Below are 13,826 nucleotides of genomic sequence, written 5' to 3' on the forward strand. Positions count from 1 at the left end.
CGCCGCTAGGCTCCAATCCTCTTGCCCAGGGCTTCCGCATGGGCCGCATTGAGGATAATTTCGCTCCAGTTGACCATCATGCCTTCTTTTTCCATAGCCTTCATAAGATTCCACAGTGCCTTGGTGATGAAGAAAGGCCCTGTTTTCTTAAGGAATGCCGCGCTTTTCTTGCCCACAAGCCCGCTTCCCGCCGAAAGAACCTTGGACAGCGCTTCGGGCATCTTGCCCCCCCAGGCTTTTACAGCCTCTGCGCAGACCGCGATATATTCATAGCCCGGAAGCCTAAAACCATCCTCGGTCCAGGCATCGATGACATCAACCCTGTGGCCCATGGATTCCATGCCTTTGGCAAGGGATTTCACGTATTCCGGAACACCGTTCCGCGATTTGGGGGCGCTTATCACTGCTATTCTCATGTTCTATCCTTCATTTTAGGCTTGTTTGTAGATCTGGTCGATGTTCGGCTCTTTGGCCAGGAGAACCGTGCATTTGGCGTTCACGATGATTTCCCTGTGGGAATGGGAAACGATATCCCTGGAGCTGCGGTCTTTTTCCCAGCCCCCCAGAACTATCAAGTCCGCGCGCTGCTCGTCGGCAGCAGTCAAAATCTCGGTATAAACCGCCCCTCTGCGTATCTCCCGCTCCACCTTGACCCCCTTGGCCCGGGCAAGCTCTTCCACAAAGGAGAGGTATCGTTCGCCGTTGGCTTCAAGGCTCCGCTCGTAATCAAGACTCTCTTCCTGAATGAAGATTTTGCTCAAGGTGAGCTGCCTGATAGTGGCAGTGTCCACCACATAAACCGCAGAAAGCCTGCACTTATACACTTTTGCCATGACAATCGCGTATTTGGCAGCAAGAATGGAAGCGTCAGAACCGGTAATTGCGACAACAATGTTGGAAAAAAGAGGTTTCATCATTCCTTTCCGGCCTTCCTTTTTAGCAGCTTGCTTGTAAAGAAGGAATCCCGATCCCTCTCCTCAAGCGCCGATTCGATATAGGTTCTGGTTTCCCTGGCAGTGGGAATCACCATTTTCTCCAGGGCGTTCACCCGCCTCTGGGTCTTGCGGACCTCCCGGGCAAGCCGCCAGGCAATGGTCCTCACCGCCGCCAATTCAGTCAGAATCTTCAGCAACCCGAAGAATTCTAGCACAGTTTCATCACATTCGGCAAATGAATTCGCAGGGGAATACTTCAATTCCGCACTGGGCAGCTTGATTTCAAGCCCCGGCAGGCTCATCCCGGCAGCCACAACCCGCTTTTCGGTCAGCTCGAAGCTGTACCGTATGTTCCGCGAAAGCTTGTCCGCCCTCTCCCTTCCCACAATGACCAGCATGCGCCGCAAAGCCGGATAAGCCGTCCCGATCTTGGCGTCCAAATCCCGCTCCAGGATCTTCACCTGCTCCACCTTCTGCATCAGCTCCATAACAAGGATTTCCCGTTTCTGCTCAAGCAGATCATAGCCCTCAAGGGCGGTATTGAGCCGTTCCTTGACCCTGATGAGGTTGCTTTTGGTTGGGGCTATCTGCTCCCGGGGCAAAACCGAGCTCCTTTAAGTGTTTCGTTATTGTATCAGCTCTTAATCTATAGCATTGAGACGGTTTTAACAATATAGGAAAGAAGGGGGTAGGAACGGCAAAAGGCGGATTTCTGCAAATTCATGATGGTTTTTTGCCCTTTTTCGTTTTTTTTAGGATTCTTGGAGGAAATTTCAAAGCGCTACGCATGCCAGCGCCATATAGGTATATAGAAATATCTGTTTGTATAGATTGTTGAGCTGCCCATGGAGGATTTGCGGCAGCGCAAGCTCCGTTATGATATTAGTGCAGTTTTCGATGACAATGAGCAAATCAATGTGGAAATGATCATGTACCCCATTACTGCCTAGAAAGCCAAGATCGAGTACTACCTTGCCCGCCTGTTCCCCGACGAAGCCTGGGATCACACCTTTATCTACTATGACCCTGAACGGCAGACCCCATTCGGTGGACAAACAACCATTACTTCACGGACGAAAGCATGGCCGGCAAGCTGCAGGAAATCTTGAAGAAAGAGGAGGCAATATCCATGGCAGAAGAAGCAATAAGCGGCTTTACCCAGGAGCAGCTTGAATATATGCGGGAAACCGCGCGCCTTGGGAATATAATGTACTGGAACAGCCTGCGGGGAGACCAGGAAGAAAGGGTCAAGGAAGAGGGGAAAAAGGCAGGCCAAAAGGAAATCATTGCCCTGCTCGAAAGCGGCAAAACCCTCGAAGAAGCCAAGCTGATTCTGGGGATCGAATAAGACCAGGGTACCACCACCTCGCCCGTGATATTGATAAACTCCCGGAGGGTTTTGATGTCGATCCAGATTTCTTTGGAGATTCTTCCCTTTTTGCCGGGGATACCTGTCAGAGGAAGATCAAAAATTCATTGACAGAATATCCAAGGCATTCGAATCTTAAACACAGGCAGCTAATATATCTCTATTTCCCCAATTATTTTTGCCATATTGGTAAAATCGCTGTCGTCATGAAGTATATACAAATTATTTTCTATGGCAGTTTCTGCAATTATTAAATCTACAGTGCTTCTTATTGTTATTCCGTTTTTCAAAAATTGACAAAAGGATCGCTTTTTTTATTTGCCTCTACGCCAAAAATTCAGTATATTATCAATATAATCTTATCTGACTACTTTTTAATAAAAACTAGTCAGATAAGACTAGTTCAATTTTTGAGGAAATAAGGTAATGGATGAAGCGGATATGTTTTGGAGCCGCGTAAAGCAGCTCATCAAAAAGAGAAACACAACCCAGGCAAGGGTAGCGGAAGCCTGCGGATTTCATCTCGAAACATTCCATGGATGGATATACAAAGGGGTATTTCCTACCGTTCTTGGCGCTTATTATATCGCCAGGGTTCTGGGGGTTAGTGTCGAATACCTGATGGCGGGTAAAAATAAACATGAAGAAGAAATTGAATCCCAGCTTAAAAACATCCGTGCGTTATTGGATAAGGCCAGTTCGGGACTGGATGAGCTAATCTGATTTGTAGTATAATTATACTTATATGAGCATCTTATAGTGCTATAGGAGATACACCATGTATAAACCAATAGAAATTGACCGTGAAAAGCTCACTATAATGGGAGTACAATTTCCGGATAGGGAAACTTTGGAAAACATCGCGAGTTCTATTGGCTCATGTATGTTTGAAGGATTTGAACCATCAAAAAAGACTGTAGAAATAATCCGTGATTATGTGACTGATAAAATAACGCTAACTCAAGTTATTGAATGAGTTAAAACCAAAGAATATGCATAACAATTACGAGTATATAGACCCGGACTATTCATATACCGATCCTAAAACCGGTGTTCTTAAAAATCTCGGCGGAATAACAAATCATGACGATTTAGTAAACTTTGAAAGTATAGCCGTTACAAAACGAAGGAATGAATTAAAAAAACACCCAATTAAAATTAAGAATACTGCTTCTTTACTGGAAATTCACGCCCTTCTATTTAAAGATGTTTATAAATGGGCAGGAAGACTACGGACAGTTGAAATCAGTAAAATGGGGAAACAGTTTTTTCTAACCCCCTTCTTTGAAAAGGGAGTTTCTACGGCTTCTCGCTCTGGAAAAAGGCTTTGACATTGACCTTAACCCGCCGGATAATCCGGGGATTTATGAGCGATATATGTCGGGAACCATAGATGGTGATATTCCTAAATTACAAGATTTGCTACAAGAACTTATGCAATGACTGGGCTTTTATCCACTAGACTTCCTATCAACTAAAGTTATCGCCCGCTGCTAAAATCGGCTCAAAATACTTCCCGATAAATTCCGGCTTGATGCGCAAAAGTTCGTCACGGGGGATCTGGGTGAGGACTTTCCAGCCCAGGTCGAGGGTGCGGCCTATGTCGCGGTTTTCAAATTCGCCCTGGGTTAGGAAAATCTGCTCGAACTTTTCGCCGAACTTGAGGTACTGCTTATCGTTGTCCGAAAGTTCTTCTTCGCCGATGATGGAGGCGAGGTTACGCACCTGCTTCACTTTTGAGTAGGCCGCAAAGAGCTGGCTCGAAACGTCTTTGTGATCTTCCCGGGTCATACCGGGGCCTATGCCGTCTTTCATGAGACGGGAAAGGCTGGGGAGGCCGGCAACGGGCGGATACACGCCGCGCTGGGAAAGCTCACGGTCAAGGACTATCTGGCCTTCGGTGATGTAGCCTGAAAGGTCGGGGATGGGGTGGGAGATGTCGTCGTTGGGCATGGTCAAAATAGGGATCTGGGTGATGGAGCCTGTGGAGCCTGAAATTTTTCCTGCCCTTTCGTAGAGGCTCGCTAAATCCGAATAGAGGTAGCCGGGGTAGCCTTTGCGGCTGGGGACTTCGCCGCGTATCGAAGAAACTTCACGCAGGGCTTCGCAGTAATTGGTCATGTCGGTCATTACTACGAGGACGTGCATATTCTTTTCGTAGGCCAGGTATTCCGCGGCGGTTAAGGCGCACTTGGGGGCCACCAGGCGTTCGAGGCTCGGGGCGTCGGCCAGTGACAGGAATACTACTACATTGGCAAGAACGCCGGTGCGTTCGAAGTCGTCGAGGAAGAAACGGGCCACGTCGTATTTGACGCCCATGGCGCAGAAAACCACCACGAAGGGTTCCGCGGATTTGCCTGACGATGATCCGTCGGCGTTTATGATCGTGGCCTGGCGCACTATTTGTGCGGCGAGGCGGTTATGGGGAAGGCCGTTGCCCGAAAATATCGGAAGCTTCTGACCCCGAATCAGGGTGTTCATGCCATCGATGGCGGAGATGCCGGTCTGGATAAAGTCCCTGGGGTAAGTGCGGGCGTAGGGGTTTATGGGAAGGCCGTTTACGTCATAGCAGGAGGAAGAAAAAATGTTGCCGTAGCCGTCAATGGGTTCGCCAAGGCCGTTAAAGATGCGGCCCAATAAACCGGGGCCGACCCGGAGCTCCATGGGCTTGCCCAAGAATTCGACGCGGCTGTCGTCGGCAGAAAGGCCTGTGTTGTTGCCGAAAAGCTGGACGGCGGTCCAGTCTTCGCTCATGTCAACCACGCGGCCGAGGCGGCGGCCTTCTTCCCTGTCGTAGACTGCCACCACTTCGTTGAAGCCCACGTTGCGGCTCCTCTGGGTGATGACCACTGGTCCTTCTATGCGGGTTAAGCCCCGATACTCAATGCCTTTCATCGTAACCTCACAACATCTCTTTGGTGCGGTAACTGCGTTCCAGTTCTTCAAGGCTGGTCCGCATGTTCCGCTCGAATTCCGCAAGCCCCTCGGCGTCATCGTTTTTGATTCCGCTCTTGAGGCGCGAAAGTTCCTCCCTGATTGGAAGGGAAGTTATTTTGAAAAGCGGCGCCCCCAGCTTGATGCAGGTTGAAGAGCGCTCGTGGAATTCCATCATCAATTCCAGAAGGCGCACCTGTTTTGCGGGAACGCAGTACATATCAATATCATCAAAACTGTTTTGCTGAAGGAAACCGTTCTTGATAATTTCAGAAGTGATCAGCACCAGACGCTGATCGTCGGGCAGGGCGTCGGGCCCGATGAGGCGCACTATTTCTGCGAGGCGCTGTTCCTTCTTGAGAAGATCCAGGGCGCTCTGCCGCACTACCGCCCATTGAGGGTTTACTTTTTCCCACCAGGGTTTTACTTCTTCTGCATATTCAGAATAACTGTCGATCCAGGAAATTGCAGGATAATGGCGGGCATTGGCAAGATCCCGATCCAGGGCCCAGAAGCAGCGGATAAACCGTTTGGTGTGCTGGGTTACAGGCTCTGAAAAATCGCCCCCCGGAGGGGAAACTGCGCCAATGATGGACACGGACCCTTCCTGGCCCGACAAGGTTTTGACCCGCCCTGCCCTTTCGTAAAATTCCGCAAGACGCGTGGGGAGATAGGCGGGAAAGCCTTCTTCGGCGGGCATTTCTTCCATGCGGCCTGAAAGTTCCCGCAAGGCTTCGGCCCAGCGGCTGGTGGAGTCCGCCATGATTGCCACATGGTAACCCATGTCGCGGTAGAATTCCGCCAGGGTAACGCCGGTGTAAATTGAAACTTCACGGGCCGCCACGGGCATATTGCTCGTGTTGGCAATGAGGACGGTGCGTTCCATGAGGGAGCGTCCGCTGCGGGGGTCGATCAGATGGGGAAACTCGGTGAGCACGTCGGTCATCTCGTTGCCGCGCTCACCGCAGCCTATATAGATGATCACGTCGGCGTCGCACCACTTGGCAATGGCGTGCTGGGTCATGGTCTTGCCCGTGCCGAAGCCGCCGGGTATGGCGGCGGTCCCGCCCTTGGACAGGGGAAAGAAAACGTCGATGACCCGCTGGCCTGTTACCAGGGGCATTTCGGGCGAGAGCCGTTCCGCATTGGGACGGGGTATGCGCACAGGCCACCACTGGGCCAGGGGGATTTCCAGTCCGCTTTCGGTACGGGCCGCGATTCCGTTAATGGTATATTCCGCAGCAGGCGAAAGCCACGAAACATTTCCGTACGCAGTTTTACTGCCGGTAGTTGCGCTGGGGGGAACCATGATTTTACAGGTGATGCTTTCTGTTTCTTTTACCGTGCCCAGCACAAGGCCGGGGACTGCGGGGATCTTTTCACCTGAGGCTATTCTTTTTGCCAATTCAGGATCAGGCACAAAGGGCCATTTCTTTTCGGAATCAAGGGGATCGCCCCGGCTGCCCGATTCCATGAAGGCGCCGCTCTGTTTGAAGAGGGCTTCGAGGGGGCGCTGTATGCCGTCATAAATGGTACCGATGAGGCCGGGGCCAAGGAGCACCGAAAGGGGGCGGCCGGTGGAATGGGCTTCAGCCCCAATCATGAGGCCCGTATCGTCTTCGTAAACCTGGACCACGGCTTCGTCTTTTTCAAGCCTGACAATTTCGCCGATGAGCTTCTTTTCGCCCACTTCAACTACATCGAAAAGGCCCGCTGCACCCAAGCCCTCAGCCCTGATGATGGGCCCTGATATACGCCTGACACGGCCATTAATCATTTAAAGCCCCCTCACCTAAAAGCGCCTTGATGAGTTCAGCTCGCTTCTCCTCCAAAAGTTCACGGGCCGCGTCATCCACCGATGCGGAAATTTTTGCCGCAGGAACATTCAAGGTCAGTGAAGGAAGCTTTGCAGCACTTGCGCTTTCATCCTTTTTCAAATCCCATTCTATGAGTTTGCTTTTTTTAAGCATGCCGAGAATTTCAGCCTCGCTCATGCCTGCATACACAATCGCAGTTTTACTGTCATTCAATTCCGCACAGGCTTCAACGCGTTCGGAGAATTCTTTTTCCAAAACAGCAAGCACTTCGCTGCGGGGAAGGCTTTGGAGAAAGGCTTCCATGGCATCCCGCAAAAAACGCTCCGCTGTCTCGGATCGGAGACGCCGTTTATCCAGAGGGAGGCGGGCGAGGATTTCTTCCCGCAGCGTGTCAAGACGCTGGGCATAGGTCTTGCGTATGTCATCGACAGCTTTAAGGGTTTTCTTTTCCCAGCGTTTGGTCTGGGATTGAACCGTGTCGTCGGCGGTTTTAAGAATTTTAAAGGCCTTTTTGCGGGCATCCTCAAGGATCTCCCGGTCAAGCACCTCAGTTGAACGAAGTTCTTCCACTATATTTTCCTACACATGGATTCCTATGGCTTCCCTGATGGAGTCCACCAGGGTCTTGCGTCCCGGGAATCGCCCCATCATGCCGGGGACTTCTACTATCAGAGGATACTGATCAGAAAGCTGCCAGTCTATGAGGATATCCCCAAGCCAGTCGGCAACCTCTTCGGTCAGCACCAGTACCCGGCACTTTTCAATGCCCGGTATCACGGCTCCGGCTGTCTCGTCAAAGCCTTCTGTCATGCGGCGGAAAACCGCCCGGGCATCGTCGGCGCCCCGTACAGGAGCGCCCGCAATACCCACAAAACGGAAGGCCGTTACCAGCTCCGGATCCCCGATAAAGAAATAATCCACTTCCTATAAGACCAGAATGAGGAGGGCCACAAGGAAGCCCCAGAGGCAGATACCTTCGGCCAAACCGGCGTAAGGCAGGGCCTTGCCGGAGAGTTCCGGATTTTCGCTCATGGCGCCCATGGCTGCCGACCCAATCTGCCCTACCGCAATGCCGCCGGCGATACAGGAAATCCCCACCGCCAAGGCTGCGGCAATGTACTTCCATGCCGGCGTAGATTCCGCAGCGGCGGCTGTGCCTTCAGCAGCAGCTTCCTGCCCAAAAACCGCAGCAGCGGAAATTACCGCCAAAAGCACTAATACCATTACTACTAAACGCTTCATATTCTCTCCTTATGAGTTTTACAATCTCTTTATTTATTTTTGCGAAACCTGAAGGGCTGAAATTCCACTCCGGTCTCGGTAAAAAATTTGCTGAAAAATTCATAATACTGGAGCCGCACTACCTGAATAGCGACGATCATCCCCTCAAGCACGATAATCACCACATTGCCGAAAATCATGATGAAGATCGAGATGGCTGTCCCTGCGGCAATGCCTGACACTGCTTCCGCGAACCTGAACACGATATATGAAAGCACCGCGTGGGAAAGCGCGAAGGCGCCGACACGGAGGAAGCTTACGGTATTTGAAATATAGGTGGAAACGGTTTCGAGAATTTCCACAATCCCTTCCATGGCAAAGACCATGACCCCTTCTTCAAAAATCGGCCGCTCCCCCGCAAAGAGGCGCCATAAGGCATGGCCGAAGAAGATACCCGCCACAGGCGTCAGCAAACCCACGATATCGAACCACTGGAATTTGAAAACCAAATCATCATTGGGGTTCACCATGCAGACAATGAAACGCACAGCCATGGAAATTGCGTACCAGAAAAGCATAGTGCCTGCCACGCCGGTTTTGGCGAAGAATGCCCTATCATATTTTTTAAGCGTATAAAGATTAACGATGTTCACAACAAGCCCGATGGAATTGAGCAGTATTCCTACACCGATGGTAAAGCCGAAAAAGTAAAAAAGCTTGGTAACGCTGCCGCCCTTTTCGGGCAGGGGCATAAGCGTAAGGATACGCTCCATGGGATGGCCGGTGAGGAAGCCTGTGATGGCCTTTGTGGGGCCGATTAAAAGGTATTCGTTGGTAAAGACCTCACCGTTAAGACAGCCCATGACCATTGAAGAAATGCCCACCGCAATAAGGGGAACAGAATAGCTTTTAAAACCCTGCAAGAATTTCGGCCCATGTTTCCCCGTGAGGAACCCTGCGAGGAAAAGCACAAAGCCCTGGCCAAGATCGCCGAACATGATGCCGAAGAGCACGGTAAAGAAAATAGCCACAAAGGGCGTGGGGTCTATAGTGCCGTAAAGGGGGGCGCCGTAGGAAAAAACCACACCCTCAAAGCCTTTGACAAATTTGCCGTGATCCAAAGAGACCGGCACCTTCTCCTTCCCATCCCGCACTGCAGGAATTTCTTCGGGGTTAAAAGAACGGACAGCGATGCGGCCCTCGGTGAGTTTTTCAAGTTCGTTCACAATCGCAGGGACTATATCGGCAGGCATCCAGCCTGTGAGGAGATACACATTCTTCGTGGAAACAAGCTTGGCCTTGAGCTTCTCCATGATCCCTGCCATGAGGTAGGAACAGGTAAGCGAAACAAGATTCGTTCCGTATTCTTCTTTGAAGGCTCTTTTACGGCCCCCTATGTCCTCAAGCTCCCGATCCACATTTTTCAGCCTGTCTTCAAGGCCCGAAAGAAGTTCTGTAGGAACCCCCTTGTAGCCTTCGGGAATGGCAATAGGCTGGAAGTTGACCTTCTTGAGTTCCGAATCCAGGGCAAAGCGGCCTTTGCGGGAGGCTGCAGCCAAAACCCGGTTGCCGCCGGACTCGGGCGAATCAAGGGGGATGATCACAGCCCTGTCAGCCAGGATTTCCTTGAGATCCTCCTGACGGCGGGAATCAAGATGACCCACCCTCAAGGTGAGGTAGGAAAGCTGATCCAGATCCGCAAAGGGCGCGTTAAGGTTGGCAAAAGCCTTGGCCTCGGTAAGGGCCTCGTCTATCTTGCGTTTTTCCTGATTCTGATCATTTTCCCGCTGGCTCAGGGAAGAAACAGCAGCGGTGATTTTGTCTGTAAGGGCTTCTTCGGTTTCGCCGGGGAAGCGGGTGTTTTCCTCAGGCTCTTTGGGAAGCTCAAGGCCGAGGTATGCCGAGCTAGTCTGGAGCTTGTCCAGGTTTTCCCGGATGTGATGGTAGACAGCCTCGTCCATAGCCTGGGTAGAACCGGTCTCGGCAGGAATGCCGCCTGAAACATCCTCGTCGGCAAAGTGCATAACCCCCCGGCGTCCCAAAAATTCTATGACCATGTCGGCATCCCGGGAAAGGACGGTGAGTTCAATCTGCTTCATTTTGCGGGGCCGTATCATGATTCTACCCCCAGCATACCAAAAATTTCCCTGCTTGCCATGCCCAGCCCGAGGCCCTCGGCGCTGGAAGTGAGGATATCTTCTTCAAACTGCTTTATTTTGATAAAACAAAAAACCGTGTCCAGCGAAGCAGGATTGGACCTGAAAGAGCGGCGCGCCAGGCGGTAAAGGTACTGGGAAGCGGTATTTTGAAAATACCGCGGATCGAGTTTCCACTCCCCCATATCCGGATTGAGGAATTCGGATCGCTTCCAGCCCTTCCATGCCTGACGGTTATCAAGCACCCGATCGAGGGAATCAAAGGCATCCGCAGCGAGGGAAACGGCCTTGCCCTGGATGGCAGCGTTTATATCGATAAGATGGGAGCGGACTTCATCGGCCTGCATGCGGTAATAGGTTCTGAGCCGCAAAGCCCACACTGCATTCCGCAGGGAAATTTCTTCGGCAAGGATACGTTCAGAAACCCGCCGATCCCCGGCAGGCAGCTTCTTGAGGCTTTTCCAGAGGGACTCGTAATAATGGCGGTCGAGTTCTGCTTGAATGCTTATGCCGGGTTTTTCCTTGTCCATCTCCCCTTGTCTATTGAGGAGGAATTCGAATTCAGTGCCTTTGATCATCGCCGGGATATTGGGCCAGGCTGCAAAATTAATTGTGCTGAAACGTCCCAGATCGGTAAAACCAGGCTTGGCCTGCTCCGCAGGGATTTCACCGCCCGAGACGGCGTTAAGGGCTGTCTTCAAATCCGCATATTCGTAACTGCGTATGAGGAGGGAAAGAAGCTCGGGAGGCTTCCTGAAGGAATCCACTATGGCAATGATAGCGTCTGCTGCCCGTTTTATAAGGCGGCCTTCAAGGTCAACCAAAAGCTCTTTTTCGGGAAGATCCCGGGAAGTATCAGGAAAAACCAGACGGTCAAGTTCCGAAAGCCGGGTGATATTGCCGAGGTGCGAAACCCGCTTGCCCACAAAGGACTTGCCCATGATGCCGCAAGCTTTGGCATAGGCAAAGGCCCTTTCCCCGGCGCCGGGCATCCTATTCCCCCCTGCCGAGGAAGGCGGCCGCCAATGCACAGAAAGCGGCATTGTCAACGGCCGTGGATTTAAGGCTGTTCCCGTAGGCTTCCAGCTGTCTTTTGTAGTCTTCTCTCACGGCAGCTATCTCTTTAGCGTAGTTGGCTTCGAGCCGGGTTACTTCTGCGGAATAGACTTCGTCGTATTTGGCATGGTTCTGCTTTTCGCCTTCAGAAACACGCCTGTCAGCCTCTGCCTGGGCGTCATCCACCAGGGCGGAAGCTTCGGCTTCGAGGTGAAGCAAATGCTGAAGCACATCCTTATCTTCTTCCAACTTTACGACCTTATGCTTGTCAATAAGAGGCTACAAAAATATCCTCGTACTTTTTGATGACCCCATGGGCCGCCTGGGGATCGGTTTGAGCCACAAGTTCGGTGTAGAACTGGGTATCATCCAGAAGCCCCGCAAGGCGTTTAAGGAGCCGTAAATGCTTTTCAGAATCTTTTTGGGGCGCCAGGAGCATAAAAAGGAGGTATACAGGCTGGCCGTCAAGGGCATCGTAGTCGATACCCTTCTTGGAAATCCCCAAAATACCGTAAACCTTGTCTATGGCATTGGTTTTGCCATGGGGAATGGCAATACCCTTGTGTATGCCCGTGGACATCTTGGACTCCCGCTCCCTGAGGGCTTCCAAAATCTCGTCCCTGGCGTCGGATCTTTCAACCTGGCAGAACTGATCTACCATTTCTTCAAAAACTTCGTCCTTATCATCGGACTCAAGCCCTATTTTAATCAACCCCGGCGGAAAAATCTCATACAGGAACATAAATACCCCCGATCTACTCGGCGATCTCAGGCGCCGGGTCTGAAGGCGTGATTGCCTCGGGCACAGGATTCTCAGCGGGGGCTGTGTCCTGCTGCCACCACTCGACGGCGGATTCCGGGGCAAGCTGGCGCCCTGCGGATTCAACCCCCGAGCCTGCAGGCGTGCGGTTGATCAAGGCAAGCCCAAGGCTGATTACCAGGAACAGGGCGCCCAAAACCGTGGTCGCCTTGGTCAGGACATTCCCGGACCTTGACCCAAAGGCCGAACCGGAACCGCCGGCAAAAATACCCCCCAGGCTGTCCCCTTCCTCGTTCTGAGCCAGAACCAGGAGGATAAGCAAAACCGCCACAATGACAAAGAAAACCAGCAAAACAATACCAAGTATACCCATTGCCTTCTCCATTATTTCAAGCCCGGCAGCCATGGCCCAAGCTTTCCGATATAAAAAACGATCCCTTTATCTTACCGAAAGAGAAGAACTTGTTCAAGGACTAAAAAACCTTGGCTCTATTCGCGGATATCCTCGATCGCCACATCCGGGAGGGATTTGACAAGGGCTTCAATATCAACCCGGCTCATGCCGTTCACCTTGATGGTGGCCCTGCGGTGGGAAAGGTCATCCCCCTCGGAGGACACAAAAGCCACAAGGTTGCCGCCTTTTTCCGCTATGGCCTGGGATACTTTGGCAAGCTGCCCGGGCTTTTCCAATATATTGCAGGTAAAGCGCACCCCGGGGTGCCTGGCGCCAAAGGCATTGACAAATACCCGGAAAAGGTCTGTGTCGGTGATGATGCCTACAAGAAGCCCCCCTTTAAGCACCGGGAGGCAGCCCAGACCCTGATCGGCCATGATGCGGGCAGCTTCTTCCACCACCTCGTTATCGCCGACCGTGATCACCTTTTTCTCCATTACCTCTTTGACAGTCATCTTCGAAAGAAGATAGCTGATCTCGTACATGTCGAGGCTCGTGGCCGCCGAAGGGCTGGCTTTGATGAGATCCTTCCGGGTTACAAGGCCCACCAAATTGTTGTTCTTGTCCAGCACCGGCAGATGCCCGATCTTTTCCTTGTCCATCAGGCTCCGCACCTCGTTGATGCTCATGTCGGGATGGATGTAGATGGGGTTTTTGGTCATTACCAGGTTCACTATCATTATGCTTCCTCCTTTATTGGTTCAGCAAAAACTTCACGCAAATTTATCTCGCAGCCCGGAAGAACTGAAACCGGGGCTGTAGCCTCGTCATTATAGGGTGCAAGGACATAACGGCTGTCCTCAAGCAAACAAGCCTGCACGATCTTTGAATCAGGCTCCACCATCCAATATTCCCTGACCCCCGCCTTCTGGTAAAAGTTGCATTTCCGCACTTTATCGTGCGAAGCAGTGCTTGGGGAAATCACCTCGACAACCATATCCGGCGCCCCGTTGCAGCCCCGTTCAAGGAAATCCGCGTATGTATAGTAAATTTTTCCCTTCGGAATTGCCATATCGCCACCCTCTGTGTTCATTATAATAAAAAGAGAGGTTATTTCAATATATAGTCCCTCCACTCGATTTTTTGAAAATAATTTTGTAAAATCGTTTGACAAATAGAAAATC

Annotated in this window: 20 protein-coding genes; 4 read left to right on the top strand and 16 right to left on the bottom strand. The window is 51.5% G+C overall.

The genetic code is table 11. The annotated features are described in order from the left end of the window. Positions 1–5 precede the first annotated feature (5 nt). The 3 genes from TREAZ_RS12090 to TREAZ_RS12100 are packed head-to-tail and all read right to left on the bottom strand — an operon-like array spanning position 6 to position 1,537. Positions 6–416, bottom strand: coding sequence for a hypothetical protein (locus TREAZ_RS12090; protein ID WP_015712154.1), 411 nt, complete (start codon positions 414–416; stop codon positions 6–8). Positions 417–431: 15 nt separating this feature from the next. Further along, entirely contained in the window at positions 432–917 is a 486-nt protein-coding gene (locus TREAZ_RS12095; protein ID WP_015712155.1) for a universal stress protein, read from the bottom strand. After that, complete coding sequence (locus tag TREAZ_RS12100) at positions 914–1,537, bottom strand: V-type ATP synthase subunit D (RefSeq protein WP_015712156.1); 624 nt, start codon at positions 1,535–1,537, stop codon at positions 914–916. The genes TREAZ_RS12095 and TREAZ_RS12100 overlap by 4 nt, the downstream gene beginning before the upstream one ends. A gap of 527 nt (positions 1,538–2,064) precedes the next feature. Here TREAZ_RS12100 and TREAZ_RS12110 point away from each other — a divergent pair. Next, on the top strand, positions 2,065–2,283 hold the full coding sequence (locus TREAZ_RS12110; RefSeq protein WP_148257808.1) for a hypothetical protein: 219 nt from the start codon (positions 2,065–2,067) through the stop codon (positions 2,281–2,283). A gap of 170 nt (positions 2,284–2,453) precedes the next feature. Here TREAZ_RS12110 and TREAZ_RS18360 read toward each other — a convergent pair whose 3' ends face one another. Next, entirely contained in the window at positions 2,454–2,594 is a 141-nt protein-coding gene (locus TREAZ_RS18360; protein ID WP_015712159.1) for a PIN domain-containing protein, read from the bottom strand. 136 nt (positions 2,595–2,730) lie between these two features. Here TREAZ_RS18360 and TREAZ_RS17470 point away from each other — a divergent pair, with 136 nt between their 5' ends. Genes TREAZ_RS17470 through TREAZ_RS12130 form a run of 3 tightly spaced genes read left to right on the top strand, consistent with a single transcriptional unit; the run spans position 2,731 to position 3,635 of the window. Then, positions 2,731–3,027 (top strand): helix-turn-helix domain-containing protein, encoded by a 297-nt coding sequence (locus TREAZ_RS17470; RefSeq protein ID WP_015712160.1) that lies wholly within the window; start codon positions 2,731–2,733, stop codon positions 3,025–3,027. A gap of 55 nt (positions 3,028–3,082) precedes the next feature. Continuing rightward, positions 3,083–3,280 carry an antitoxin VbhA family protein gene (locus tag TREAZ_RS12125; RefSeq protein ID WP_015712161.1) on the top strand — a complete coding sequence of 66 codons (198 nt, stop codon included), beginning with the start codon at positions 3,083–3,085 and terminating at the stop codon, positions 3,278–3,280. Beyond that, positions 3,273–3,635, top strand: a complete 363-nt coding sequence (locus tag TREAZ_RS12130; RefSeq protein ID WP_201764772.1) for a hypothetical protein — start codon at positions 3,273–3,275, stop codon at positions 3,633–3,635. Before TREAZ_RS12125 ends, TREAZ_RS12130 begins: the two co-directional genes overlap by 8 nt. A 139-nt stretch (positions 3,636–3,774) precedes the next feature. On the opposite strand, the gene TREAZ_RS12135 is transcribed toward TREAZ_RS12130, so the two are convergent. From TREAZ_RS12135 to TREAZ_RS12190, 12 genes are all read right to left on the bottom strand, one after another. Continuing rightward, on the bottom strand, positions 3,775–5,199 hold the full coding sequence (locus TREAZ_RS12135) for a V-type ATP synthase subunit B (protein WP_015712164.1): 1,425 nt from the start codon (positions 5,197–5,199) through the stop codon (positions 3,775–3,777). 7 nt (positions 5,200–5,206) lie between these two features. After that, positions 5,207–7,015, bottom strand: a complete 1,809-nt coding sequence (locus TREAZ_RS12140; protein WP_015712165.1) for a V-type ATP synthase subunit A — start codon at positions 7,013–7,015, stop codon at positions 5,207–5,209. Then, positions 7,008–7,625 (bottom strand): hypothetical protein, encoded by a 618-nt coding sequence (locus tag TREAZ_RS12145; protein ID WP_015712166.1) that lies wholly within the window; start codon positions 7,623–7,625, stop codon positions 7,008–7,010. Before TREAZ_RS12145 ends, TREAZ_RS12140 begins: the two co-directional genes overlap by 8 nt. A 9-nt stretch (positions 7,626–7,634) precedes the next feature. Beyond that, positions 7,635–7,976: a V-type ATP synthase subunit F gene (locus TREAZ_RS12150; protein WP_015712167.1), complete on the bottom strand. Its 342-nt coding sequence runs from the start codon at positions 7,974–7,976 to the stop codon at positions 7,635–7,637. Positions 7,977–7,979: 3 nt separating this feature from the next. After that, on the bottom strand, positions 7,980–8,297 hold the full coding sequence (locus TREAZ_RS12155) for an ATP synthase subunit C (RefSeq protein WP_015712168.1): 318 nt from the start codon (positions 8,295–8,297) through the stop codon (positions 7,980–7,982). Positions 8,298–8,326: 29 nt separating this feature from the next. Continuing rightward, complete coding sequence (locus TREAZ_RS12160) at positions 8,327–10,393, bottom strand: V-type ATP synthase subunit I (RefSeq protein ID WP_015712169.1); 2,067 nt, start codon at positions 10,391–10,393, stop codon at positions 8,327–8,329. Then, a complete protein-coding gene (locus tag TREAZ_RS12165; RefSeq protein WP_015712170.1) occupies positions 10,390–11,424 on the bottom strand; it encodes a V0D/AC39 family V-type ATPase subunit in 1,035 nt (344 codons plus the stop codon). The genes TREAZ_RS12160 and TREAZ_RS12165 overlap by 4 nt, the downstream gene beginning before the upstream one ends. 1 nt (position 11,425) lies before the next feature. Next, the gene (locus tag TREAZ_RS12170; RefSeq protein WP_015712171.1) at positions 11,426–11,737 is read right to left on the bottom strand and encodes a hypothetical protein; all 312 of its coding nucleotides are present in this window, start codon (positions 11,735–11,737) and stop codon (positions 11,426–11,428) included. Between the two features lie 19 nt (positions 11,738–11,756). Then, positions 11,757–12,230: a PTS sugar transporter subunit IIA gene (locus TREAZ_RS12175; protein ID WP_015712172.1), complete on the bottom strand. Its 474-nt coding sequence runs from the start codon at positions 12,228–12,230 to the stop codon at positions 11,757–11,759. Between the two features lie 13 nt (positions 12,231–12,243). Beyond that, positions 12,244–12,621 carry a preprotein translocase subunit SecG gene (gene secG / locus TREAZ_RS12180; RefSeq protein WP_043923497.1) on the bottom strand — a complete coding sequence of 126 codons (378 nt, stop codon included), beginning with the start codon at positions 12,619–12,621 and terminating at the stop codon, positions 12,244–12,246. A 116-nt stretch (positions 12,622–12,737) separates the two neighbouring features. Next, positions 12,738–13,382, bottom strand: a complete 645-nt coding sequence (locus TREAZ_RS12185) for a CBS and ACT domain-containing protein (RefSeq protein ID WP_015712174.1) — start codon at positions 13,380–13,382, stop codon at positions 12,738–12,740. Then, entirely contained in the window at positions 13,382–13,714 is a 333-nt protein-coding gene (locus tag TREAZ_RS12190) for a Uma2 family endonuclease (RefSeq protein WP_015712175.1), read from the bottom strand. Before TREAZ_RS12190 ends, TREAZ_RS12185 begins: the two co-directional genes overlap by 1 nt. Between the last annotated feature and the right edge of the window lie 112 nt (positions 13,715–13,826).

This window comes from Leadbettera azotonutricia ZAS-9 (assembly GCF_000214355.1).
In the GTDB taxonomy this organism is placed as follows: Bacteria; Spirochaetota; Spirochaetia; order Treponematales; family Breznakiellaceae; genus Leadbettera; species Leadbettera azotonutricia.